Origin of the sequence: Bartonella florencae (assembly GCF_000312525.1) — a bacterium.
Taxonomy (GTDB): Bacteria; Pseudomonadota; Alphaproteobacteria; order Rhizobiales; family Rhizobiaceae; genus Bartonella; species Bartonella florencae.
Window position 1 is genome coordinate 224,815 of the sequence record NZ_HE997453.1, and the last position, 26,997, is coordinate 251,811.

The 26,997-nt window shown below is 37.8% G+C and carries 19 protein-coding genes and 2 pseudogenes; 5 read left to right on the top strand and 16 right to left on the bottom strand.

The features are described from left to right. Window positions 1-234: 234 nt before the first annotated feature. Window positions 235-894 carry a dTMP kinase gene (gene tmk, locus BN202_RS09500; RefSeq protein ID WP_019219802.1) on the bottom strand — a complete coding sequence of 220 codons (660 nt, stop codon included), beginning with the start codon at window positions 892-894 and terminating at the stop codon, window positions 235-237. A gap of 554 nt (window positions 895-1,448) precedes the next feature. Then, the gene (locus BN202_RS06475) at window positions 1,449-2,705 is read right to left on the bottom strand and encodes an aspartate kinase (RefSeq protein ID WP_019219803.1); all 1,257 of its coding nucleotides are present in this window, start codon (window positions 2,703-2,705) and stop codon (window positions 1,449-1,451) included. Between the two features lie 194 nt (window positions 2,706-2,899). On the opposite strand from BN202_RS06475, the gene ubiG reads away from it, so the two are divergent. Then, the gene (ubiG, locus tag BN202_RS06480; RefSeq protein WP_019219804.1) at window positions 2,900-3,646 is read left to right on the top strand and encodes a bifunctional 2-polyprenyl-6-hydroxyphenol methylase/3-demethylubiquinol 3-O-methyltransferase UbiG; all 747 of its coding nucleotides are present in this window, start codon (window positions 2,900-2,902) and stop codon (window positions 3,644-3,646) included. 8 nt (window positions 3,647-3,654) lie between these two features. Here the strand turns inward: ubiG and grxC are convergent, their stop codons facing one another. Together grxC and BN202_RS06490 are read right to left on the bottom strand one after the other, a co-directional pair. Beyond that, complete coding sequence (gene grxC, locus BN202_RS06485; RefSeq protein WP_019219805.1) at window positions 3,655-3,918, bottom strand: glutaredoxin 3; 264 nt, start codon at window positions 3,916-3,918, stop codon at window positions 3,655-3,657. A 48-nt stretch (window positions 3,919-3,966) separates the two neighbouring features. After that, window positions 3,967-4,752, bottom strand: coding sequence for a ComF family protein (locus BN202_RS06490; RefSeq protein WP_019219806.1), 786 nt, complete (start codon window positions 4,750-4,752; stop codon window positions 3,967-3,969). Window positions 4,753-4,949: 197 nt separating this feature from the next. On the opposite strand from BN202_RS06490, the gene BN202_RS06495 reads away from it, so the two are divergent. After that, window positions 4,950-5,828, top strand: a complete 879-nt coding sequence (locus BN202_RS06495; protein ID WP_019219807.1) for a methyltransferase domain-containing protein — start codon at window positions 4,950-4,952, stop codon at window positions 5,826-5,828. A gap of 11 nt (window positions 5,829-5,839) precedes the next feature. Here the strand turns inward: BN202_RS06495 and BN202_RS06500 are convergent. The 3 genes and pseudogenes from BN202_RS06500 to BN202_RS06510 all read right to left on the bottom strand — a co-directional run bounded on the left by BN202_RS06500 (window position 5,840) and on the right by BN202_RS06510 (window position 10,241). Beyond that, window positions 5,840-7,194: pseudogene (locus BN202_RS06500) on the bottom strand (L-cystine transporter). An 861-nt stretch (window positions 7,195-8,055) separates the two neighbouring features. Continuing rightward, window positions 8,056-9,429: a glutamate--cysteine ligase gene (locus tag BN202_RS06505; RefSeq protein WP_019219808.1), complete on the bottom strand. Its 1,374-nt coding sequence runs from the start codon at window positions 9,427-9,429 to the stop codon at window positions 8,056-8,058. Between the two features lie 68 nt (window positions 9,430-9,497). Beyond that, window positions 9,498-10,241 (bottom strand): 16S rRNA (uracil(1498)-N(3))-methyltransferase, encoded by a 744-nt coding sequence (locus BN202_RS06510; protein WP_019219809.1) that lies wholly within the window; start codon window positions 10,239-10,241, stop codon window positions 9,498-9,500. Between the two features lie 231 nt (window positions 10,242-10,472). Here BN202_RS06510 and BN202_RS09970 point away from each other — a divergent pair, with 231 nt between their 5' ends. Beyond that, a complete protein-coding gene (locus BN202_RS09970) occupies window positions 10,473-10,616 on the top strand; it encodes a hypothetical protein (protein WP_019219810.1) in 144 nt (47 codons plus the stop codon). A gap of 97 nt (window positions 10,617-10,713) precedes the next feature. Here the strand turns inward: BN202_RS09970 and BN202_RS06515 are convergent, their stop codons facing one another. Next, complete coding sequence (locus BN202_RS06515; RefSeq protein WP_019219811.1) at window positions 10,714-12,594, bottom strand: AsmA family protein; 1,881 nt, start codon at window positions 12,592-12,594, stop codon at window positions 10,714-10,716. Between the two features lie 313 nt (window positions 12,595-12,907). Between BN202_RS06515 and folD the strand changes: the two genes are divergently transcribed. After that, a complete protein-coding gene (folD, locus tag BN202_RS06520) occupies window positions 12,908-13,807 on the top strand; it encodes a bifunctional methylenetetrahydrofolate dehydrogenase/methenyltetrahydrofolate cyclohydrolase FolD (protein WP_019219812.1) in 900 nt (299 codons plus the stop codon). A gap of 56 nt (window positions 13,808-13,863) precedes the next feature. On the opposite strand, the gene edd is transcribed toward folD, so the two are convergent. The 6 genes from edd to rimL form a co-directional block, all read right to left on the bottom strand. Continuing rightward, a complete protein-coding gene (edd, locus tag BN202_RS06525) occupies window positions 13,864-15,687 on the bottom strand; it encodes a phosphogluconate dehydratase (RefSeq protein ID WP_019219813.1) in 1,824 nt (607 codons plus the stop codon). Window positions 15,688-15,725: 38 nt separating this feature from the next. After that, the gene (pgl, locus tag BN202_RS06530) at window positions 15,726-16,493 is read right to left on the bottom strand and encodes a 6-phosphogluconolactonase (RefSeq protein WP_019219814.1); all 768 of its coding nucleotides are present in this window, start codon (window positions 16,491-16,493) and stop codon (window positions 15,726-15,728) included. A 10-nt stretch (window positions 16,494-16,503) separates the two neighbouring features. Next, window positions 16,504-17,979: a glucose-6-phosphate dehydrogenase gene (gene zwf / locus BN202_RS06535; protein ID WP_019219815.1), complete on the bottom strand. Its 1,476-nt coding sequence runs from the start codon at window positions 17,977-17,979 to the stop codon at window positions 16,504-16,506. 115 nt (window positions 17,980-18,094) lie between these two features. Beyond that, entirely contained in the window at window positions 18,095-19,381 is a 1,287-nt protein-coding gene (locus BN202_RS06540; RefSeq protein ID WP_019219816.1) for an NAD(P)/FAD-dependent oxidoreductase, read from the bottom strand. An 11-nt stretch (window positions 19,382-19,392) separates the two neighbouring features. Then, complete coding sequence (locus BN202_RS06545) at window positions 19,393-20,820, bottom strand: glutamine synthetase family protein (RefSeq protein ID WP_019219817.1); 1,428 nt, start codon at window positions 20,818-20,820, stop codon at window positions 19,393-19,395. A 660-nt stretch (window positions 20,821-21,480) separates the two neighbouring features. Continuing rightward, the gene (gene rimL, locus BN202_RS06550) at window positions 21,481-23,250 is read right to left on the bottom strand and encodes a 50S ribosomal protein L7/L12-serine acetyltransferase (RefSeq protein WP_019219818.1); all 1,770 of its coding nucleotides are present in this window, start codon (window positions 23,248-23,250) and stop codon (window positions 21,481-21,483) included. Between the two features lie 354 nt (window positions 23,251-23,604). On the opposite strand from rimL, the pseudogene BN202_RS10345 reads away from it, so the two are divergent. After that, a pseudogene (locus BN202_RS10345) lies at window positions 23,605-24,506 on the top strand (virulence RhuM family protein). A gap of 430 nt (window positions 24,507-24,936) precedes the next feature. Here BN202_RS10345 and BN202_RS06560 read toward each other — a convergent pair. Both BN202_RS06560 and BN202_RS06565 read right to left on the bottom strand, forming a co-directional pair. Further along, on the bottom strand, window positions 24,937-26,187 hold the full coding sequence (locus BN202_RS06560) for an MFS transporter (RefSeq protein WP_019219822.1): 1,251 nt from the start codon (window positions 26,185-26,187) through the stop codon (window positions 24,937-24,939). Window positions 26,188-26,525: 338 nt separating this feature from the next. Next, window positions 26,526-26,990, bottom strand: a complete 465-nt coding sequence (locus BN202_RS06565) for a restriction endonuclease (RefSeq protein WP_019219824.1) — start codon at window positions 26,988-26,990, stop codon at window positions 26,526-26,528. Between the last annotated feature and the right edge of the window lie 7 nt (window positions 26,991-26,997).

Below are 26,997 nucleotides of genomic sequence, written 5' to 3' on the forward strand. Positions count from 1 at the left end.
ACCATCTTTTCAAATAGCTTTCCTCTTCCAAACTTTTCAAAAAAGTGCATTGCAGTTTAATGATCATCAGTCGTTTCATTAAAATATTACGCTATTCAACATAATATTTTTTTAGAGCTCTTAAATTATCGTGATCAGACCTTTAAAACTCCAGATGCAAAATCTAAATTAAGTCATAAAGAAGAATAGATCACAGATAATTTTTTTAAATGATATTCATAAAATGGAGGCATTTTATTTATCGTCAAAACAAGCCGTCTCTATATGGTGTCGGATTTGATTATGGATTAAAGAAACAGAAGCAGTTCCATCAATAACGATAAATCGTTCGTCTATTTCTGATAAAAGTTGATATACTTCATAAACTTTTTTAATAAACGAGCGTTTTTCTTCGTATTTTAAGGTTAAACCATCCCTTTTTTGCAACCGTTCTATAAGAGCAGCAGGCGATACATGAAGGTAAAATGTGATATGAGGTCTTGGAATAGACGAATTTAATTTAATCACACTTTCAAGAGAGAGACCTCGAGCGTAGAAATAAGCAAGACTAGAATAAACATACCGATCGCTGATTAATAAGTTTTGCGATAAAGTTAAAGAAGGTTCGATAATTTCAAGCATATGCTTTCGTCTATCTGTTGCTGCTAAAAGCGCTAAAAACAGTGAATCAATTGGTTTTCCACTCTCTAAATAATCTCTTACCTCTTTATTATTTCTATACCAATGACTGGGTTGAAAAGTTTGTATTATATGTTTTTCTTGTGAGTAATGGCGAGAAATTTCTTTTGTTTGAGTTGTCTTTCCACTCCCATCAAATCCGCATAGAGCAACAAAAGAACCAGAATATTGCTTCAAAGACCACATGGAATTATAAATATCTTTACTAAGATACATTTTCTCTCCATTCATATAATTTACATCACTTTACACCTAAAATTTTCTTGTTGAGAGAATATATTTTACCTCTCGGTATCAGAGGTATAATATCAACCAGCATCTTCCCCTTCAGCATGAGAGCTTAAAATTTTTATAACTTATTGATTGCTAGGATAACATTTTTAATTTTTAGCCAACTAAAAAGCAAATTCTGTAAATTCTATCATATTGAGTTTGAATTATACATCCCCCTTTTATAACATACATATGGTGCTATTCTTCTTCCTCCCAATCACCTCTTGTAAGCAATTCTCCTTTCCCTTTACCTTATATCTAAACAATTCATAAGAAGCATCTTGTGTTGTCTCTGAAATAGTTTTTATTCCTATGCCAATCTTGCTTTTAACACACAAACAAATAGTTTTTTTCTTCACTATAAGAAAATTTTAAATGAAAAAATTTCACTGTATTCATTATTCTTATTTAAACGGAATGTATAAATTATGCTTATAAAGCAAAGCATTCATACATATGAAAACTTTATGTTCTTGAAATTGAGAGTTTAAAAATATTTAACTCTTATCAAGTCCATAAACAGCATGTAATGTTCTCACCGCAAGTTCAGTATAAGCACTATCAATCAAAACAGAAATCTTAATCTCAGAGGTCGTGATTGCTTGAATATTAATACCTTTTTCAGCCAAAGCCTTAAAAGCTGTAGCAGCAACACCTGCATGGCTGCGCATTCCAATACCAATAACAGATATTTTGGCAAGATCGCTTTCAAATTGGATAACATCAAATCCAATCTCTTTACGATTTTTCTCAAGAAGCGAAACAGCTTTATGAACATCTGCCGATGGGACAGTAAAAGTCATATCGGTCTTTGAACCATCTTCAGAAGTATTTTGCACAATCATATCAACATTAATGCGCTCTTCAGCCAAAGGGCCAAAGATTGCTGCAGAGATCCCAGGGCGATCAGCAAGCCGACGCAGCGAAATTTGTGCTTCATCCTTAGCAAACGCAATGCCAGTAACATTCTGTTGTTCCACGATTTCATCCTCATCGCAAATAAGTGTTCCAGAAGAGTTCATTGGATCATCCATGCCTAATGCATCAGGATCTTCAAAACTTGAGCGTACAAAGGTACGGACTTTATGAACCATAGCCAATTCAACAGAACGAACCTGTAAAACTTTTGCTCCAAGAGAAGCCATTTCTAGCATTTCTTCAAAAGCCACTTTTGGTAAACGGCGTGCCTTAGGCTCTATACGTGGATCAGTTGTATAAACACCATCCACATCTGTATAAATATCACAGCGATGGGCTTGTACAGCTGCCGCAATTGCAACAGCTGTTGTATCTGACCCACCACGCCCTAAGGTAGAAACCCGATTATCTGGAGCTATCCCTTGAAAGCCAGCAATAACTGCAACCTGACCTTCTTGAAAATGTTGTATTAAAAATGATCCATTAATATTTGTAATACGTGCACGACTATGTGCATTATCCGTATGAATAGGAATTTGCCAACCAAGCCATGAACGTGCATTCACTCCCATTGCTTGAAGTGTAAGTGCCAATAACCCCGCCGTTACCTGCTCACCAGAAGCAACAATTACATCATATTCGTAAGCATCTTTATATATTGGTGAAACGTCACAGGTCCACTGAACAAGCTCATTAGTTTTACCGGCCATCGCAGAGACTACAACGGCAACCTCATTGCCTGCCTCCACTTCCCTTTTAACATGCCGTGCAACATTATGAATACATTCAATATTTGCTACCGATGTTCCACCAAATTTCATGACAATACGCGCCATCAACAATACTCTTAACTTTTACGTTTCTTATCTCAAATCACAATGAAAATAAGATCATACCACCGTATCAATAAATCATCTCTCCACATACAGAATATCTATCATTTGTGCAAGTTTAGTTATGCTTATATTAATTTCTCTTGACTTTAAGATAAAATTCTCTTGATTTGAGTATTTAAAAAATGGAGAGCGATATGATACATGAAAAACATACCACTATTGATCAAAATGAAATTGATCATTTTTCACGTATCGCTGCAGAATGGTGGGACTCACAAGGAAAATTTCGCCCACTTCATCAATTCAATCCAACACGTCTTACTTATATCAGAGAAAAAATCTGTTTAGAATTTAATCGTGATCTTGTTTCACTTACGCCTTTTAACAATTTGAGAATTCTTGATATTGGCTGTGGAGGTGGTTTGTTATGTGAACCAATGGCGCGCCTTGGTGCTACGGTCGTGGGAGCTGATGCGGCACACACAAATATTGAAGTCGCAAAAACCCATGCAGTACAAAGTAACCTTTTAATCGATTATCGCGTCACAACTGCAGAAGAACTTGCTAGTAACAAAGAACAATTTGATATCATCCTTAATATGGAAGTTGTTGAACATGTAGCTGATGTTAATCTCTTTATAGAAGCCACGGCAAAAATGCTTAAACCACAAGGATTAATGTTTGTCTCGACCCTCAACCGCACATGGAAATCATGGGGTCTCGCTATTATAGGTGCTGAATACATCCTTCGTTGGCTTCCAAAAGGAACCCATGATTATAAAAAGTTCCTAAAACCTCAGGAACTTAAAAATTTATTATTCCAAAATACTCTCACTGTCATTGATGAGATTGGCATTACTTACAATCCATTAAATGACAGCTGGAATCGTTCAAAAGATATGGATGTTAACTATCTTCTTCTGGCAAAAAACATGCAATGAGCATGTTCTTACAATTTCTGTACATCTTGTAACAAAGAATTGAGTTTTCCCTCATCTTCTAAAGCATACAGATCATCACAGCCACCGACATGATAATCGCCTATAAAAATTTGTGGGAATGTATTACGTCCATTCGCTCTCTGCACCATTTCTTGGCGAAGAGAAGTTGATGCATCAATGTCTGTATATTTTACCCCTTTTTTATCAAGTAAATCTCTTGCTCTCGTGCAGTAAGGACAATGAGGACGTGTATAAAGTATGATCTCTTTCATTATGTTATTCTCCAATATTTTCAAAATAGTTCCCATTTAAAGCTTCTCTTACGAATCAGGAAAGATAGAAACTTCTTTTAGTACACGAGAAAATGTTAACACATCAACTTGACGCGCTCCTGCACGCTTTAATGCTGCAGCAGCCGCTGTAACTGTTGCACCCGTTGTAAATACATCATCAATCAGTAAAATAGAACATCCTTTGAGATATTTTTTAACTTTATGCGAAACCTTAAAGGCATTTTTTACATTAAGTTTTCTTTCTCTTGAAGAAAGACTAACCTGCGGGCGCGTATGCCGACAACGAATAAGCCAACCGGGTTTTAAAAGTTTTTTTTGTGATGCTGCAATATAACGTGCAAGCTCAGCAGATTGATTATAACGTCTCTCCCAAAAACGACGAAAATGCAATGGAATGGGAATAATAACATCACACTCATCGATAACCTCACGTCCAGCAGATATCATCCAATTAGCCATAAAAGATGCCAATTCTATATGATCACCATATTTTAAGCGCGTTACCAAGGTGCGTGCAAGCCCTTTATGAACAATGACTGAGCGAACACGTGAAAACGGGTAAGAATTACGCAGTGCTTCACCACTGAGAAAACCATCCCCCATATCACAAACAAAAGGCGTCCCCATAACAGGACAATAAGGTTTTGTAATAAATTGGAGATCTTTCCAACATTTAGAGCAAATCGTACCATAAGCAGAAACATTTTGCTTACATCCAAGACAAATTGGTGGATAAAGCATCGCTTTAAAGTGCCCAATGAATTGACTGAGTATATCCCCGCTATTTAAAGCCGCTTCTCGAAAATAAAACATTATAAATTTAGGCTTTTACAAATTCCTCGTAGAACAAAAGTTCCTTTGTATTTCCTCAATTTATAAATTTAATTTCTTTAAAAACTCTTAAGCTTCTATAAACTTATTTTTATTTCACATTATAAACTTGACAGAGCGCGCACAAATATGAACCTTTTCAAAATATATTCTTTCATAAATCGAAAGTGTTCCACAATATGTCACATCCTTTCATTTTTGATCACGACCGCATTGAACAATTCCGCAAACGGGCTTTCCAAAAAGCAAAAGAAGGACATGACTTTTTACTATCCCATATGGCTGAAGATCTCTACAAACGCCTCAGTACTGTTGATCGTCTCTTTACATTAGCTCTGGATTTACACAGCCATACAGATCTTGCTACGCAAGCTCTCCTGAAATCTAGAAAAGTCCATTCCATAGAACGCGTCGAAACCGACTTGCTTTATCAAAGTCATGATCAAAAATTTCATTTACGTTCCCGAGAATTTCTTGATTTTCCTCAAAATTATTGTGATCTTATTGTTTCACTTCTTTCATTACAGTTGACCAATGATACCCCTGGCGTTCTTAGTCAGATAAAAAATATCCTAAAACCAGATGGCTTATTTCTGGCTGTTATGGCGGGGGCTGGTACACTCACAGAATTACGCGAATGCCTCCTACAAGCTGAAATTGAAATCTATGGTGGAGCAAGTCCTAGGATCTATCCTTTTGCGGACATTCGCGATGCGGGGGCTCTTTTACAGCGTATTGGTTTTGCTCTTCCTGTAGTAGATATTGAAGATATCACAATACGCTACAATACAATGTTTGATCTCATGCATGATCTTAAAGCTATGGGTATGCAAAATGCGCTTATCAATCGCTCACGACGCCCTGTATCTAAGCGATTTTTTCTTCGTGCTGCTGAAATCTACGCACAACGGTTTAGCGATCCTGATAGCCGTATTCGCGCGCATTTTTCTTTCATTTGGCTCTCTGGTTGGGCTCCCCACCCAAACCAGCAAAAACCTATACAACCAGGATCAGCACAGATATCCCTTGCAAATGTTCTACAATCGAAAAAAATATAGTTGCATAAAGCTTATTTTTCAAAAATACTTTTATCCGTTGTCCGTAACATTTGGCTGGTTATGGTTCCAGCTAACATTGAATCACTTACATTTAAGGCTGTACGCCCCATATCAATGAGAGGTTCAATAGACATAAGTACAGCGACCAAAGAAACAGGAAGCCCCATAATGGGGAGTACTATTAATGCCGCAAAAATAGCACCACCCCCCACACCAGCAACACCAATAGAACTCAATGTTACAACACCAACAAGAGTAGCAATCCACATAGGATCAAGAGGATTAATCCCCACGGTTGGTGCTATCATAGTCGCAAGCATTGCTGGATAAAGGCCTGCACAACCATTTTGCCCAATTGTGGCTCCAAAAGAAGCTGCAAAACTTGCAATGGATTGTGGTACACCAATCCACCGCGTTTGTGCTTCAATATTCAAAGGGATACTTGCAGCACTTGAACGGCTGCTAAAAGCAAATGTTAAAACCGGTAAAACTTTTTTAAAAAACGAAAAGGATTAATTCCTGATATGCCAAGCAATACCCCATGAATTCCAAACATAAGAATAATACCAACATAGGAAGCGATAATAAAAACCAATAAATTTAAAATATCGGCAACGTGCGAAGATGCTCCCACCTTAGTCATAAGTGCGAAAATACCATAAGGCGTCAAAGCAATCACAATACGGACTAACCGCATAATCCAAGCTTGTGCAACTTGAATAAATAAAAGGGCTTTTTCCCCTTTTTCTGGATCATCTTTCTTTAAAAAAAGAGCCGCAGCCCCTAAAAACGATGCAAAAATAACAATACTGATAATTGATGTGCGCTTAGCGCCACTTAACTCAGCAAAGGGATTTTTAGGAATCAAGGACAAAATCATCTTTGGAACATTCATATCTCCAAGTTGAGAAATACGCTCTCCAAGAACAGCAGAAACATTTTGTCCTTCATGTACCAAACTACTTGCTGTTAATCCAAAGGTATTAACAACCAAAATACCAACCAACGCTGAAAGAGCCGTGGTAAAGAGCAATATTGAAATGGTCATGATACTCATTTTGCCAACAGCATAGACAGAATGCAACTGTGCAACCGCTGAGACGATAGAGACAAAAACCAATGGCATAACAATCATTTGGAGTAATAAGATATAGCCATCACCAACAATGTTAAACCATTCAATGGATTTTAATAAAGTGGCTTCACTTTCTCCATAAATAATCTGCAAAACACTTCCAAAAATCAAACCAATGATAAGCCCTAACATCACACGTAGTGAGAGGCTCCATTTCATTCTTTTACTTTGGACAAGCCATAACAAAAAAATAACAAATAGAAATAAGTTGATAAAAAAATTAAATGTCATTGTTTATGCTCACTTTTATGCCCACTATTTTTCTGATTGATATTGAATGATTTGCAAAATTAAAGATAAATGCATGATATTTGAAACTGAAATATAAAGCTTACAATGCTTTTACGAAATCATTATTTTTTTAATTTATAAGTTAAAAGAGAAATTTTTATCTACTAATCACGGTTTAAAGAATACAAAATAGGAGCCTACTATTCTGCAAATTTACACGCTTGTTTAAAACAATGCCTGCTCAATACTGCAAAGAACTATCTTACAACAGAATCTATAAATAGTACAAAGAAAAAGTCATTATGCATGTATACCATCATCTTTTCACTTATGAAAGATCAAGTCGACAACATCGTAATATTTGCCTGTTCAAAATATTACACAACCTCTGGCAACTGAAAGCATTCATAAAAGAATTTTAAAAGCATATTTTTAAAATGCTCTGTAGTGTAATAATAATTTATCAAGATATTTTATTTATAATATAATGGAGCATTAAAAAATAATTAAATTTTCTTACTAAAAATTTAATTATTATGAAGCATAAAAATTATGTTCTTATACATCATACGTGGAAAAAGCTATACCGATAAAAAATATTTACGAAATTGCTCATACCTCTTATGAAAGTTCTTAAGAAAAAAACAGATCTATCAATTTTTGATTGAATACAGACATGATAAAGATGTTTTGTATTTGAAGAAGCAAAGTTGGCAATATTCAATAAATTTTTATTATTTGCTTTTATGAACGATACTAGGAGATGAGATTGAAAACAAAGGGAATTTCTCTCTAGAGAGAAATTATGAATGTGCAACAATAATATGCTTTACTTTTTCAAAGCAGTTTTTTGCTGTAAAATTAATAGGCACATTCTAAAAATATAGGTTCCACAGCACCACTCCAAATGGAATGATAAAGTGATAAAAATTTATCCGCATCTGTTTGCCCCATTGCAACGACCTCTTCTAAGGGAACTAAAAAATTTGTCTCATCCAAACCATCAGCATCGCATTGTCTGCGATTTTTTAAGCCCTTGCGTGAAATAGCAATAGCCTGACGGGCTATTTCTAAAATAATGGTCTGACGAAAAGGTGTTCTTAATCCTTCTTTAGGAACACGTTCACGCATCTCTAAAACTTCTTCAAAACACCAATCTTTTGTCAAAGCCTCTGCTTCATTAAGCGCTTCACTGTCATAAAGAAGTCCAACCCAAAAAGCTGACAAAGCACAGATACGCTTCCAAGAACCACAATCAGCACCTCTCATTTCTAAAAATCTTTTTAAACGTACCTCGGGAAATAAAGTTGATAAATGATTAATCCAGTCCCCCATATTGGGTACTGAATTGGCAACCTGCCCTTTTAATGCTCCATTCATGAATTGACGAAATGTTATATGTGTACAATCATAGTAATGATTATCGCGCACAACAAAATACATTGGTACATCAAGTGCCCATTCAACGTAATCGGCAAAACCAAAGTGCTCAGAAAAAACAAACGGAAGAACTCCAGATCTCTGATTATCAGTATCGCACCAAATTTCAGAGCGCCAAGATAAAAAACCATTTGGCCTCCCTTCCGTAAAAGGTGAACTGGCAAATAATGCTGTCGCAATAGACTGTAATTTCATGGATACTTGCATTTTTCGTCGCATATCAACCTCAGATGAAAAATCAAGATTAACCTGAGTAGTCGATGTGCGATACATCATATCAAGACCACTATGGCCAACTTTGGGCATATAATTGGCCATAATCTGATAACGTGATTTAGGCATCCGTGGAGTTTGCGCTAAGGTCCATTTTGGACTAGCACCCATTCCAAGAAAAGCAATACCCAACGGTTTTGAAATTTTCTTGAGAAGCGCTAAATGCTCCATTACCTCATAGTAAGTATGAGTAATCGTTTTTAGTGGTGCTCCAGATAATTCAAATTGCCCTCCAGGCTCCAAAGAAATGGCACCTTGACCAACTTCTCCTATAAGTCCAATAATATTTCCCTCATCTACAATAGGTTTCCATCCTAAAGCTTCTTGCATTCCCTCTAGGAGTGCACGAATTCCTCTTGAGCCTCCATAAGGAACAGGGCGAAAACCGTCTATATAGAATGGAAATTTTTCATGTTCTGTACCAATACGCCAATCATGCTCTACTTTACATCCCCCTTGGAAATAGTTAACCAAGGAATCTAAGTTATAAATTTCACTTTCATCATTTATATCAAGCGCCATAACTTATTGTATCCTATCATCAGTTACATCATTTTAAATGAATTATTTAGAATAATTTCACAAGCTTCTCAATGAATTGACCAATTCTCCATAGTAACATTAAGAAGAGCCAAAGCAGCAACCGCTGCAGTGTCAGCACGTAAAATACGCGGTCCTAAAGATATTGGGATTACAAAAGGGTGCTTTTTTAAAAAGTTCCGCTCTTCTTCACTAAATCCACCTTCTGGTCCAATGAGAATGCCTGGCTTTGTATTTTCGTACTTTTTCAAAAGAGGTAATGGATTACATAATTTGTGTGCCTCATCACAAAAAAACAAAGGTTGTATCTCATTCCAACCTGCTAAAAGTTCTGCTAACGAGATAGCTGCTACACATTTAGGAAGAGATAAAATACCACACTGTTCAGAAGCTTCAATAACATTAGCCTCCATACGTGCCATATTGATACGCGTAACCTGTGTATGATGGGTTATAACAGGTTGCAAAATCGATACTCCCATTTCAACAGCCTTCTGCACCATATAATCTAAACGCGCATTTTTGAGTGGAGCAAAACAATAAATGAGATTTGAAGGCTTCGTTTGCAATCTTTCTTGATGAATAAGCCGAACCACAACAAATTTTTTTCCAACGGTAATAAGCCTAGCAAGCCATTCACCATCCTGTCCATTAAAAAGTAAAATTTCTGCTCCTTCTTGCATCCGCAAAACACGCACAAGATAAGAAGCTTGTGCTCCCTCTATTTTTATTTCTTCATTCAAAGCCAATGTCTGTCGGATAAATAATCTTTTAAGTTTATAATTTATGCGCATAATAAAATCGTGCTAAAACTCACTGTGATCCTCAAAAAAATTAAGAAAAATATATAACAAAAAGAAAAAATTATATCTATAGAGCTCTCATACATAAAGAATTATAGGTTTTTTTAAATTTTATGAGATAATAATTGGAACCAATGGAATTTTAAGTGATTCTGCTTTCATAAAATTTTATGATAATTCACCATTGCATTCAGTTGTTGATTGCATGATTGGAGAAAAAATATGTCTGCTAAAAAAGCTACAATTATTACTATTACTACTTTCTTAGTCTTTATTATGGTCACTGTCGGGATTGGCTCGGTTGGAGCGGACGGAAAGCACACAATCTCCACAGATGGTTATGGTATTTCTTCTGAGATTCAATAAGTACTCATCAATTTATTTTTAGAAACTCCACAATAACATATTATTTTTTAGAAATTCTATAAAATCCTCAACCAATGCTCATAATGAAGAATGGCGATTAATTTGCATCAGCATCTTTTTTAACCCAGAAATTACCATGATCCTGTCCTTTGGAGTTGAGAGAAAAAGTAGGAGGTCGCATCAAACTATTAGCAAGGCAGTGAACGTCTCTACATAGAGTTTCTGAGCTATTATTTTTTTGCAGTTTCGCCTGTAATGTGAGCTTATCTTGCCAATCTTGCATAATAGCAGATGCAATTGTTCCCCACATGGATAAACTCCAATCTGCTGTACGCATTAATGATTCTGTTATCTTTGTCGTACCATCTGAAAAGCTTGTTTGAATACTCCAACGCTCAAAAGCTGTTGAAAAGGTATTATCATTCATTAAAAGAAATTGTTCATTTTTTGCAAGCCTTATCTGTAAATCATTCAAATCATATCCTAACAGGCGGCCAGAAGACATACTCAGTGTTAATTCACCCCGCATTTTTGCAAAAATTTCTGACCAAGAATTGGCAAGCGTTCGTAATGTCATGGTAAAATTCGCTTTGCTCTGTAAAAACGGAGTAATTCCCAAAACCTCTAAAACAGTCTGCATATCAATAGAAGTTCCTGAAGCACGCCCTTCAAGCCGCAACTTCTGACCAGCTGGTGTAATTTCAATATTGCTTTGAAGTGATCCACCCAAAATATTTGCATGTCCAAGATCAAAAATGCCATGACCATTTCTGATTTGTATCGCAACAGCTAAATTTGTAAGTGTAATATTGCTTAATTTTGCTTGTGGTGCAGAAAGCCGTATATCCACCCCAATACGATCAAAAATTTCCATCTCAAAGAATGGATTTTTCCCTTTAACTGAAAAAAACACTGGTCTAAAGAGATCAAAATCTAGATTGTCAAATGCTAAAGATCCAATGATGATTGGTACATAGTTGTGAAAGTCAACGTCTAAAGCTCCACGTGCATTGGCTGTTCCCATCGTAAATGTAACATCATTCATTTGAACGTGCATTGGCTGTGCTAAGAAGCGAGACTCCCATACAATAGGCACTTTTAATCTATGTCCCCAAAACTGATTGCCTCCAATCCAAGAGAGTGTCTGATTCCATCCCGGAGAACGCATCGACACTTTCCCATCAAAAATATAATATTCAGATAATCGTGCCTGCCCTACAAAAGTTATACCTCCACGCACTGAATTGAGACTTGCCTTAACTTGGCTTTTTCCTCCTGCCAAAAGCAGTAAGGCTTGATCAGCATCTATTAATAATTTTGTCAACTCTCCACGCCAACGAGCATCTGCACGAAACCGTGCTCCTTTCGTCAATTCCGGCCAATCTAAAGTGGCATTTAATCCTGTTATTTTTTCTGCTACACGAGATATACTATCATGATAAACAAGGACACCATCCTCAATCGTAATTCGTCCAAAAGGCTGATTCAAAAGACTCTCTATATCTGGATGCTCTGGATTATGCTTCAACATTTCACGAGCATTGCTTATGGCTAATCCTAATGCGCCTTGGGAGCGTGAAAATCTATCAAAAAAATCCGTTACTGTTTTAACTGGTTTTTCTATAATAAACTGGGGACGCACAATTCGTGTCTCTAAAAAAGAGATATTTCCCCAAAGCAGATCTATCAAAGAAAGATCAACTTCTATGGATTCAGCTTCCATCAGCGGTACAACATGATTCATTCTTGATGTTAAAGTAACACCAGAAAGATATGCTTTAGGGTAAGGAAATAGATTCAACCGCGGTGGATCACGCAATTGCACATCATAACCTGTCCACGCACTCAAATCCTGTGCTAAACGAATGCGAATCGTATCTGTAGACACAAGATACGGTAAAATAAGAATACCAATTCCAAATAAAAAAGTAATTGTAATAAAAATTCCGCTCAAAAATTTTATTATTCTGGCGTGCACAACCTTCCTCTACACTTTCACCCCTATAATAAATTAAGAGATAACATCAATGATTGTAAAAAAACTTCTTATAATTTCGCTCTATTTTATTTTATAACTTTCTCACTCTTGTTTTTATCCAAAATTTATTCAAACAGCAATGTTGCTGCTTTTTTACAAAGCAATTATTTTAAAATCTTTTAAAAACTATAGAATACATAAACACTATCGAAATACTCTTACCGTTCTTATATGAATATAACCATAAAACTCTGTTGTATTATCAGCAAATGCTTTACAAAAAAAATAAACAGCCCTATCGAAAGGATCTCTCATGAATCATATTATTGACGGAAAAAAGCTCGCTGAAGAGATTATTGTAAGAGTTAAGGCTGAAACAACAAAACTTCACAATCACTATAATATACAACCTGGTATTGCTGTTATCATTGTTGGAGACGACCCTGCAAGTCAGGTATATGTTACATCAAAGAGCAAAAAAGCTGAAGAGTGTGGTTTTTTTTCAATCAAACATATGCTTTCAAAAGAAACACGAGAACAAGAACTCCTCCAACTCATTGCAACCTTAAATTCTGATCCTAAAATCCATGGTATTTTAGTACAGCTTCCCTTGCCCGCACACATGAATACAAACCGCATCACACAAGCTATCGCTTTCCAAAAAGATGTGGATGGTTTTCATTATATCAATGTAGGAAAACTGGCAGCTAATGCTCTTGAGGATGCAATCATTCCTTGCACACCAGCTGGCGCCATGATGATGATTGAACGACAATGTGGACAAGACTTGTCCGGTCTTGATGCTGTTGTCGTTGGCCGCTCTAATATTGTTGGCAAACCTATGGCCGCCCTTTTAACAGCAGCCAATGCTACTGTAACAATAGCTCATAGTCGTACCCGTGACCTTGATGATGTATGTCGTAGTGCCGATATTTTAGTGGCAGCTGTAGGACGCCCACAAATGATTAAAAAAGACTGGATTAAAAAGGGTTCTATTGTTATTGATGTCGGTATTAATCGTATTCCAGCTCCAGAAAAAGGTGTGGGGGAAACGCGTCTTGTTGGGGATGTTGATTTTGAAAAAATAAAAGAAAAAGCTGCGGCCGTTACTCCTGTTCCAGGAGGAGTCGGGCCTATGACGATTGCCATGCTTATGGTTAATACACTCAAGGCGGCTGCTCGAGCACATAGTCTGCCCGTGCCAAAATTTTAAAAAGTTTTATGCATATTGATTGCGTGAATATTACTTTCGTTCTTTTAACACTTTACTTATGACATAAAAACAGATGCCCCCTGATCTGCACGATTAACGGACTGGCGAAAAACATGAAAGAGCTCACGCCCAACACCGTATTCATTCTTTGAGAGATCAGGAGGTCTCATTATGCGCGCGTTAAATTTTGATAAATCTTCTAAAAGAGTTAATTTGCCAAGATGCGCGTCGAGACAAACAATATCACCATCTTGTAAACGTGCAAGAGGACCATTATCCAAAGCTTCTGGTGTCACATGAATTGCAGCAGGAACTTTTCCTGAAGCACCTGACATACGACCATCGGTTACCAATGCTACTTTTTGTCCTTTATCTTGTAAAATGCTTAAAATTGTCGTTAATTTATGGAGCTCTGGCATGCCATTGGCTTTTGGTCCTTGATAACGAATGACAGCAATAAAGTCTTTGTTATGCAATACCCCAGATTTAAAAGCCTTTTGTAATTCCTCTTGATCATTAAAAATAAGAACTGGAGCTTCAATACGCCAATGCTCAAGTTTGACCGATGAAACTTTCATAATAGCTGTTCCCAAATCTCCTGACAAAACACGAATGCCACCATCAGATTGAAACGGTTTTCTCCATCCTGCTAAGATCTTATGATTGCCACTTTCCTTGACAGCAGGTTCACGCACTATGCAACCATCAGCATCAAGCTTTACTTCAATTGCATAGGCATTGAGATCTGTTCCTAAAATTGTACAGACATCTTCATGCACTAAACCAGCCTCAATAAGTTCGCGAATGACAAATCCCATACCACCGGCTGCATGAAAATGATTTATATCAGCCAAACCATTAGGATAAATCCGTACTAACAGAGGAACTATTGATGAAATTTCTGCAATATCATGCCATGTCAATTGAATACCGCAAGCAGCTGCCATGGCAATCAAATGAATCGCATGATTGGTAGAGCCTCCTGTTGCATTTAATCCTACAATAGCATTCACAAAAGAACGCTCATCAACTATCACACCAATTGGCCTATAATTATCACCAAGAGTTGTCATTTCAAGTACACGCTTCGTGGCTTCCCTTGTTAAAGCGTCACGTAATGGTGTATTGGCATTGATGAAAGAACTTCCTGGCATCTGTAGCCCCATCATCTCTAGTATCATCTGATTTGAATTAGCTGTCCCATAAAATGTGCATGTTCCTGGCCCATGATATGAGCGCGCTTCTGATTCCAACAAGGTTTGGCGATCTACCTTATTTTCCGCATAAAGCTGACGTATTCTTGCTTTTTCATCATTGCCTTGACCACTTGTCATAGGGCCAGCAGAGACAAAAATTCCTGGTAAATGACCAAATGTTAGCGCTCCAATCATTAAGCCAGGTATAATTTTATCACAAACCCCAAGATACAGTGCGGCATCAAACATATCATGTGATAAGCTTATAGCTGTCGCCATTGCAATGACTTCACGTGAAAAAAGAGAAAGCTCCATCCCTGCTTTCCCTTGTGTTACGCCATCACACATCGCGGGAACACCACCTGCTACTTGTGCTACACCACCAACTAGGCGGGCAGCCTCTTTAATTACGTGAGGAAAAGTTTCAAAAGGTTGATGCGCTGAAAGTATATCGTTATAGGCGGTAATAATACCAATATTCCCAGCAATATTATCCTTCAAACGCTCTTTGTCTATTGAACCACAAGCCGCAAAACCGTGGGCTTGATTAGCACATCCCAAAAAACTCCGCTTGGGACGGTTTTCTTGCATCTTTGCAATACGATTTAAATAAATTTCTCGCGTTAATAGAGAGCGTTCATGAATCCTTCGTGTAACCATAGCAATTGTCTTGGAAAGTGCCATGTTTATTCCCCCTTTCATTGAAACAATCTCAATATAAGTTAAGGAGATTGTATATCTGCTTCACTCGTCTTATGTTCTACTTCATTTGTTTCATTGTCATTTGGAGACCAATAAACCTGAACAAGATGATGAGCATTACGTAAAACCCCGCGAATAGGCATTTCCATCTCAGGTCCATCCTGACAAACCTTTTTAAAACAATCGCGTTTCTGAAAACCTTCAATATGGAGAATAATACAACGAGACTGCATTATGACCGGTAGTGTTAGCGTAAGCCTTGGCTCAATCGCACTTTTTGCATGAAGTGGTAAAACAAGTGCCTGTGTTCGAAGATCAAGCGCTTGTTTCAAACGATCAGCATCAGGAAAAAAGGAAGCCGTATGTCCGTCAATCCCCATTCCTAAAACAACAACATCAAAGGGCTTAGGCAAAGTATTAACACGACTTGCTGCTGAAAAAGCTGCAAGCTCAACAGTCAATGCCTTATGATAAAGTCCTACAAAACGTGCTTTAGTCGCAAAATTTTGTAACAAATAACGCTGTACCATATATTCATTTGAACGTTCATCGTTTGTAGGGACAAAGCGTTCATCAACCAAAGTGATGATAATATTTTGCCAATCAATATCAGCCTTTGACAAATAATGAAAAAACAATTCTGGTGTTTTACCACCAGAAACCGCTAGAATCGCACGCTTGCGCTCCAAAACAGCTATGCTAAGTTCTGCTGCAACACGATCTGCCAACGCTAAAGCAAGAGTTGTGGGGGTTTCAAAATTTAAATGGTCAATATTCATTCCATGCATACTTATTGCTCTAAACTAAGTTATTCCATATACGCCTATCACGTTCCATTAAAACTGTCGAAGCAGTTGGCCCCCATGAACCCGCATTATATTTATACATCGGCTGCTTTATTGCTTGCCACCCTTCAAGAATAGGATCAATCCAACGCCAAGCTGCTTCAACTTCGTCACGACGCATAAAGAGTGTTTGATCTCCGCGAATAACATCCATCAATAAGCGTTCATAAGCATCAGGATTACGCTGAGAAAATGCAGATGCAAAACTCATATCCAAGGGAATATGACGAAATCGCATACCACCAGGGCCTGTATCCTTAATCATCAACCATTGTTTTACGCCTTCATCAGGCTGGAGACGAATAACAAGCCGATTAGAAAAAATCTCATCCGAGTCTACATTAAAAATATTATGAGGAATAGGTTTGAAAACAACCACAATTTCAGACATTCGCGTGGGCATGCGCTTACCTGTTCGTAAATAAAAAGGCGTATCTGCCCAACGCCAATTATTAATCTTAACCTTCAATGCTACAAATGTTTCGCTCCGACTTGCCTTTTTTCCAAGATCATCAAGATAAGAGCCTACAGAAACACCATTTAATGTACCAGCAACATACTGCCCACGCACAGTATGTTGTTCTACATTATGAATATCAAGAGGTGTTAAAGAATGTAAAACTTTCAGTTTTTCATCACGCACAGCATTTGCTTTATTCGTAAATGGTATTTCCATCGCCACCAAACAGAGCAATTGCAACATATGATTTTGCACCATATCGCGTAGCGCACCTGTACTCTCATAATATTCTGCACGCCCTTCTAAACCTAAAGATTCAGCAACCGTTATCTGAACATGATCAATATAGTTGGAATTCCATAACGGCTCATAAAGCGTATTAACAAACCGTAGAGCCATCAAATTTTGAACCGTTTCTTTGCCAAGATAATGATCAATGCGAAAGATTTGGTCTTCATGAAATACTTCTGCAAATATGTCATTGAGTTTAGTCGCTGTTTTGACATCACGTCCAATGGGCTTTTCAATGATAATGCGTGTTTGCTGTGTGATAAAATCATTTTGCCCTAATCTCATCGCAATATCAGCAAAAAGGGGGGAACCAACCGCTAAATAAAAAGCGCGAATCTTCGCTGAATCTTTTGACAGCACCAGCGCAAGATCTCGCCATCCTCGATGTGAGGTAATATCAACAGAAACATAAGTTAAACGTGCAAGAAAACGATTAAGTTCAAGTTGATTGAGATCTTCCTTATGAACATGTTTTTCTAAAGAAGCGCGAACAAAGTTTTGATATTCCTCACGACTCCATGCAGAACGTGCAACACCAATAATACGCGTTGGCTCACTAAATTGTCGAACACACTGACAATGATAGAGAGCAGGTATAAGTTTGCGTGCTGTTAAATCGCCATTACCACCAAAAACAATACAATCAAAGGGAGAGACTGGAATAATTTTACTTACCATGAACTTATCTATCTTCCCATTCAAGTATAAAACTAAAACAATTTATAGACGCTCCAGTTATTAAAGCAGATAGATATTAAACAAGCCATTAATTTTCTTCATTTCAAACACTGTTTCAGCAAAAACGATCCATTAAAGAAAACCAGTGCATTGCTAAAAATACAAGTGGATAGCGCAAAATTCTCCCCCCTGGAAAAGAAGAAATCTTTAAATCTTGAAACCAAGCAAAACGTTCACGTTTTCCAATCAACCATTCTGCATATAATTTTCCCATAAAAGGAGCAAGCATAACGCCATGCCCTGAATAACCGCCACAATAAGTCATCCTTGAGAAAAGTTGGCTAACATAAGGCATGCGTTCAACCGTGATGGCGACCGTCGCTCCCCAGTGATGGGTTAAATTAACAGAATGTAGATGAGGATAAATTTCAGTAATCTGCCGTCGTACTCGTTCCTCTAAATTTGTAGGATATTGATTATCGTAACTTTCTACTCCACCAAATAATAAGCGATTATCAATGCTTTTGCGAAAATAACGAACCATAAAGCGAGAATCATCAACCGATTCACCACCTCGAAGAATCGAACACTCTTTTGGTAACGGTTCTGTTGCTCCAATATAAGAGCGAATAGAAAAAATCTTTTTCTCAATAAACCCTTGAAGTCCAAGCTTATATGCATTGGTCGCAAGTAAAACATGCTCCGCTGTTATATTGCCCTTTTCTGTTGTCACTCTCCAATGGCTACCATTGCACTCTAACGCTGTGACCCGTGTCTTCTCATAAAGCTTAGCACCAGCATTTTTTGCATTTTTTGCCAACCCAACGACAAGCTTTAAGGGATTGATGTGACCAGTATCCGTATCATAAATCCCACCATAATAAAAAGAGGAGCCAAGTCGCTTTTCCGTTTCATCCCTATCCATAAAAGTAAGTCCGTGATAGCCATAACGCTGCATCATCTCAATATGGCGTTGATAAGATGCTAGCGCACGTTTTTTATGAAACACAGAAAGTTGCCCTGCCATAAAATCACATTGACAATCAGACATCGCACACCAAGATAAAATATCTCTTTTGGCTTCTTCAGCTAAATCAAACAATGCTTTGCTTCTCTCAAAACCATATTTTTTCTCTAGTGTTTCTACCCATTGCCGTTGCCCTGTTCCCAATTGGCCACCATTACGTCCTGAAGCACCATCACCAAAACGAGAAGCTTCACACAAAATAACATACACTCCAGCATTTGCTAAATGATAAGCTGCAGAAAGCCCTGTCAATCCACCCCCAATAATAGCCACATCACACTGTGTCTGTTCACTTAAAAACGGATAAGATGGGCGCTCTTCTAAAGTATCTTCATACCAAGAAATTCCTGGAGAAATCGGATTATAACCAATCATCGTAATAAACCTCAAACATTAAGCAAGAGATATTCGCGCTCCCATGGGCTAATGACTTCCATAAAAGTTTCAAACTCTTGTCGTTTGATTGCAGCATAAGTACTTACAAATACATTTCCTAGAATAGCACGTATCGCTGTATCCTGTTCAAATAAATTAACCGCTTCAATAAGACCACGTGGTAATTCAATATTACCAGCATTAACATTACTTGTTGTTGGCTCATCTGGCTCAAGCTTTTGTTGTAATCCGATGAGACCACAAGCCAAAGAAGCTGCAAGAGCTAAATAAGGATTAGCATCTGACGAAGGAAGCCTATTCTCAACACGCCGTGCTGAGGGAGCAGAGCGAGGTACACGAAAAGCTGTGGTACGGTTATCATATCCCCATCGCAAATTAACAGGTGCTGAAACATCGGGCATGAGACGTCGATAAGAATTTACATAAGGAGCAAGCATCACAAGAACCCCTGGCATATGTTGTTGCAATCCACCAATAAAATGGCGAAAACAAACACTCTCTTCCCCATCTTTTTGTGTAAAAATATTCATACCTGTCTTCTTATTAACAACTGATTGGTGAATATGCATCGCAGAACCCGGCTGTCCTTGAATAGGCTTGGCCATAAAAGTTGCATACATATTATGCTTAAGTGCCGCTTCACGAATTGTGCGTTTGAACATAAAAACTTGATCAGCCAATTCAATCGGATCACCATGACGTAAATTGATTTCAAACTGGCCTGCACCTTCCTCATGAATGAGCGTATCAATTTCTAGCCCTTGCGCTTCCGAAAAATGATAAATATCATCAATAAACTCATCAAACTCATTCACACCAGCAATTGAATAACCTTGTCCCCCACCAATTGAACGCCCAGAACGACCAACGGGAGGAACTAAAGGATAATCAGGATCAGGATTTTTCTCTACTAAATAAAACTCAATTTCTGGTGAAACAACCGGCTTTAGATCCATCTGTGTATAAAAGTTGACTACTTTTCGCAAAACATTTCGTGGGGTGTAATCCACAACCTGCCCATTTTGATAGACAAGATCACAAATCACCTGTGCTGTTGGAGCATCTTCCCATGGCACAATGCTTAGCGTAGATAAATCAGGCTCAAGACGCAAATCACCATCTGTTTTAGGATATTCAAAGCCATGACCATCTTCAGGATAATCTCCCGAAATTGTTGCCATAAAAACTGCTGAAGGCAATGCCAATGATGTTTCCGATGTAAATTTTTTAGAAAGCATCATCTTACCACGTGGCACACCTGCTTGATCAGGCGTGATACATTCAATATCTTCTACATTACGAAAAGCCAGCCACTGCGAAACTTGATGCCAATTGCTTACACCTCGTAAATTTTTAAGAAAACCAGAAACAGGCTTAGAACCCTTGTTTTTTATTTGTTTACCATTTTTCACAGCCATAACATATCAACTTTAAAAATAATCAAGTCCTATTCTTATTATATCAGCCTTATATCAGCCATGTATGAATGACACGAAAAAAACTTATCAACGAATATTTTTAAAGAATGCTACAACATTCATCAAGGGAAGAGAACCTTACACTCAATAAGCTATCCTATCAACTATAGTGAAAAATTGGTACTGCACGCTATACATCGGTGCTAACGTTCTGTTTGTAAAAAAACAAAAGGCCTAAAGCCATTCTGACAAGCAATAATCTTATAAAATCTCATAGTGGATGCTCAACGTAATTATTACATCTCTACTCTGAATGGACACAAAGAAGCGATACGCATCGCCACTTCTGCTTCCTAAATCTATACAGCAAAATACCCAATCATAGCATCTCATTAATTGCGACTTACCGCAACTTCGATAAACGCTTAAGACAACGAGAAGCAGTCAGTACTCGTGGACGGCTGAACGAAAGGCGAATTTCCTATTCTGCTAACAAATCTAGCTTGATTTAAAAGCACTATCCCCCCTCAATGATTTTTTTGCCCCTCTCCAGACGCTGTACATATGACTTCTTATTTGCGCAGTTGAATTTTATTCAACATTGACAATTTACCTCATCGGTACAAACCCACATAGTATACCAAGAAATAATTTTGTTAGTTAATCACACAGTATAAAGCTATAAATATTCTGATCATGAAAAACTCCATTCAACAATTCAGCTTTTCTCAATCTGCCCTCAAGTTCAAAGCCACAGCGCTGTGCTACTGCGTTGCTTCTCTGGTTGTCTACTGAGCATTTTATGACAAATCTTTTTATTTCGCCAGATTTCAAATAAGATTGTATCAAGGCCTTCACAGACTTAGTGATAATCCCTTTTCCTTGAAGTTTTAAATCAAGCCAATAGCCGATATAAGCAGTCTTATTACCACTATCAATGCTATTGAAAGAAAGTAATCCCACTGGAACTTCATCAAATAAAATAGCATATGTTTTTCCATCATTCTTCTGATGTTGCAAAAAGCAAACGTCAAGAAAAATAGCTTCATCATGTTCATTCGTAACATAACGTGGCCAAGCCATATATTGATTTAATTCCTTTCTATTACGATCTATGATCTTAAAAAGTTCGGAAGCGTATCTCGAGGACGCAGGTGCGAGCTGGATATTTTTATCCACACTAATAGCTTCCTCTGCATGCAATAGATCCACTCGTCCAGCTGGTAAGGCATTTTCTGCAAGCCTAGCGGTTACGATTTCTTTTTTGTATAAAGCGTATACGGGAGGTTTAAAACGCGTCCATTCATTAGCAGTTTGTAAATTATAAGAACCGCAACCGCGAATAATAAACAACTGATCTTTACCCAAACCATAATCTGCCTTGGGAAAAAGGCAATCATTTTCAAAACTGTTAAAACCTACTAAGATCTGACCATGTTTACTACAAGCGTTTTTTTTCTCTTCTAACGGCACAAGCGAATGATGCCAAACACGCACAGAAGGTATCCAGTTAATGCCAAGATTTGTCTGTATGATATCAACCTGACCGCGCTTTTTAATACTCACAGTTCGCCCTACAACATAACCATGATCTTCGCTGATATACCTACCAGGCTTAAAAATCAATTTCCATCTGGCCGGTAAAGTGGGGTCTTGTTCAGATAAAACATTAAAAACTCCTTGGAAAAGCTCCCGTGATTTCGTAGCTGTAACTTCAGCATCTGCTGACAAGGAATCTGCTGGAAATCCGTCCCCCATATCAAGATGCCCTCCCTTAGGCATATTTTTTAAAAGGAAGGGAAGCCAATCACGCAAGTTCTCAATAATTCGTGCCGGACTTTCCAAATTTGAACCGATATGAAGATGAAAGCCCTTAAGATAAACATTCTTGCAAGATTGCAGCAAGGGAACGATTTCTTCCTCAAATTCTTCCACGGTCACTCCAAAACGAGAACGCTGGCTATTTTTGTAAAAATGCGCCAATCTTAAGCCCAGACCCACTACACGGTCAGTATCAGAAACCAGATCAATTATGGCCTTGAGTTCGTGCGGACTGTCGACATGAATCAGTGCATTTTTAGCAATCCCTTGAGAAAGATCGTTGAGAGATTTATAAGGCCCATCCAATACAATCCTATCGCCAGTAAAACCAGCCTTTAAAGCTAGCTGAAGCTCATCTGCCGAGCATACTTCTGTACAGAGTCCGTTCTCAGCGATTAGTCGCAACAACAAACCTAAGGAGCATGACTTAACCGAAACAGCAATAACTGCGTCCAGAAAATATTGCTGACAGACCGCTTGCAAACACAGAACCCGTTCCAGTGCAGAATCAACATCGAATATAAAAAACGGCTCGTCGCCATAAGGCTGGCGTTCACACAGCTGTTTAGCTGCCGTGATGATATTTTGATTTACTATTTTTTGCGTCATAACATATCAACTTTAAAAATAATCAAGTCCTATTCCTATTATATCAGCCACGTATGAATGACATGAAAAAACTTCTCAACTTAATTTTTATGGAATGTATAACTTCTATCAAGGTAAAAGTGCAAACGAGCGTGGCCATCGCCTCTAGCTTCTTGCCAATATTGTTTGACAGCCAACAGAAAATTCGTAACATCCAGCAGTAAAAGGCACGTTTTAAGAAGGTACCAAATGCCCCCTAAAAAATTAATCATCCGCAATAGCACTGCTGAATTTCTGATTTTCACTCAACAAGCGGGTGAAGAAGGCATTGAAGTTCGCTATGAAAATGATACGATCTGGCTTAGTCAAAAGCTTATGGCAGAGTTATTCAGCGTAGACGTCCGTACAATCAGCGAACATTTAAAAAATATATTTGAAACTCAAGAATTAGATGAAAACGCAGTTATCCGGAAAATCCGGATAACTGCCTCTGATAGTAAAAACTATAATACTCAATTTTACAACCTAGATGCCATTATCGCTGTTGGATATCGGGTCAACTCCAAACGCGCGACACAATTTCGACAATGGGCAACGCAAATACTACGTGACTTTGCAATTAAAGGCTATGTTATAGACAAAAAGCGCCTTGAAAACGGACAGGCTCTTAATGAAGACTATTTCGAACATTTACTCGCTGAAATAAGAGAAATTCGCCTTAGTGAACGACGTTTTTATCAAAAAATTACGGATATTTATACAACCAGTATAGATTATAACAAAGATGCGCCAACAACACGCGAATTTTTCAAAAAAGTTCAGAATAAGCTGCATTTTGCTGTGCACGGACACACAGCAGCTGACTGATTGCTACGCGAGCAGACAGCAACAAAAAACATATGGGCTTAGTAACGTGGGAGAATTCTCCACATGGTAAAATTGTAAAAACCGATGTCACAGTTGCTAAAAACTACCTAACACAAGATGAATTGAAACAGCTTGGCTTAATTGTTAGTGCTTATCTTGATTTAGCAGAGAGTCGCGCCAAGCGAAAAATGCCAATGACTATGGAAGATTGGGCAAAACAATTAGATAAGCTCCTCGAGCTAGACGAACGGAATATTTTACAAAATGCTGGAACAATCACAGCAAAAATTGCCAAAGAACATGCCGAAACTGAATTTGAAAAATACCGAATCGTTCAGGATAAATTATTTAAATCTGATTTTGATAAAGAAATTAAAGCCCTTGAAAAACCTAAGCGTAAAAAATGGTGACTAAGCTCGCGATGTGTCTACAGCAGCTAAAAGGGCTGATACGTTAGAACCACTGCACCTGCACCGATCACCCCAATTTTAGCCTGCTGTAAAGACCGCATAGCAAGATCATGATCTACTCCTGCCATATCCAAAAACAATCCATGTCTAACGTATCTATCCTGTTCCCAAACAGTAGATACAATCTTATACTCCATAAGCTCTTGTAACAATACATCAATATCATAAGCCTCTTGATAGGCTCGTTCGTGCTATTTCTGGCTCATAGCAGCTCAATCATTTGGCACATTTAAATCGGTAAGCATCTCTCCTAAAAACGATGGACAACTATCAATTTTGATGAAATCCATATAAGATAACCCACACACTATTTTTTCCTGTGTCTTTATGTAAGACATAGGCAAGGCCCTGTTCAACTGTATCTTCATTCTCAACCTTTCTCGTCTTTTATTAACTTTTTATCAGTATAAAGCCAGGCCAAATTAAGCGGGATAACCAAACATATACAAAGCAAAGCGAAACAAAAAGCTGCTTCTATACCAATATTACTGGCCAACCAACCAATCAGCACAAGCGCCAAAATACCAAAAATACGTGCAAGAAAACTAACAATGGATAAAACCGTATTCGCATTCTTTTGTTGAATATGTTTAAAAAATTCTGATTCAAACTGTGTCACAGGGACAGAAAAAAAACTGTGAAATATGGTGAATAAAATAATAGGGGCCCAACTGTTTGCGACGAGAAGCAGAGCAAGCATAACAAAAGCACTCAGAACGAGTGACCACAAAGTTATCGCCATAGGAGCATATTTTTGCATAAGAGATTTAATGACAAAGCGATTAAATAAGTATTTGACAAAACTATAAGATACAAAGCATAGGCCAAGAATAAGAATTTTAGTCTTCCCTGTTGCATTGTCCAATACGCCTGTTTGTCCCAAAATAAAAGGTTGCCAAAAATGAAATATTGGCTGCAAGGCAGCAACAATAAAACCACATATCAATATATAATATAACCCGATTTTTGAGGTTACTAAATCAGAAAAAGCTTCTGTTGCATGCAACAAAGAACCTGAGTTTCTTAGCTGACTACTCCAAACGGATGCAATCCCTATCCCCGTCAGCCGACTAAACCAGAATACAAGCACGAGAAACCCAAAAGAACAAAAATAATATGCCGACTGATAATTATCCATACACAAAACAATAAGAACACCTAGCGCACCAGCAACCATATTCATGAATGCTATTAGTTCCCGCTTATAGGCGTTTACTTGGTGATAGACCAAACTACCCTTGTAAAGACCGCCGTCGATTAAACCTTTAATCCACGCGCTATCAGCGCCAGAACACAAAGCAAAGGCTAAAGCATAAATAATTTCTGCCGGAATTAAGACAGAAAGATTAGGCGTGTAGATACATAAAAAGAAGAAGAGTGAAAAAAAGAAACATGAAAAGATAACATTTTGTTTAACGCCGATTTTATCTCCTAAAACCCCACAAGGCACTTCAAAAATACAAATAGCCACGCTAAACACAATTTGCAATAAAGCGAGCTGCGTTATACTAATGCCCATAGACAATAGAAAAAAAGCATGGAAAGAACCCGTAATCAGCCGAACCCCGCTCATTGCTGCACAGCCATAGAGCAATTTTTTAACTTCATAATCTATCGTCATTAATACATCCAAAAGCTATAAAGCTGGCAGCTTTTTTGCCACCAGCTTTATAGTTTTAAAAATCTCAATTCAGAAGGGTGCGTCGAGTAGCCATTTTCTGCTCATTTGACAGAGTTTTGAGCGCAGTAACATCAACCCGCTTAATTTGAATTTTTTTCAGTGGTTTATACATATCTTTAGTTTTCATAACTTTACCTCCTGTATTAAATGAAAACAATTAAATTTAACATGAAGCACATACTATAGCTACTTTATAGCTACCTTTTGTCAATTTATTATCTTGGTATAAAAAGCTTTGCTCTTCCCCCGCGCTCATATTAAAGTATTTCATGCACCAATCACTTTGCAACAACCACCGCAGCACTTGGAAACTCATGCCCCGCTTCGGATAAAGTACGCTTATATTCACGCCAATTTGTCACCGGCTGGTTATTAAATACAACGCTCGTTTGCAGTGCATCAAAATGCGCTTTGCCACATTTAATCTTCAGCATTTCTTTAAGGCGCAAATCAAACTCGCTGTTTGCCCCTTTTGTCTCCAGCACAAAGTAAAGCTTCTGTTTGCCATCCCGCTCTAAAAAGACCGCCCAATCCGGCGTATAAGAACCAATGGACGTTGCTATTTTAAAACTTCTTGGCAATTTAAAAAACAATCTGACTTCAGGATCATTTTTGAGACTTTGTGCAAACTCTTTCTCCACACTGCTTTCATAAACCACATGATCATACACACTCTTCTCACTCACAACAGCTGTACGCTCTAAATTCGCCAAAAGTTCGCTACTTGCAAAACATTCTTGCACGCTATAG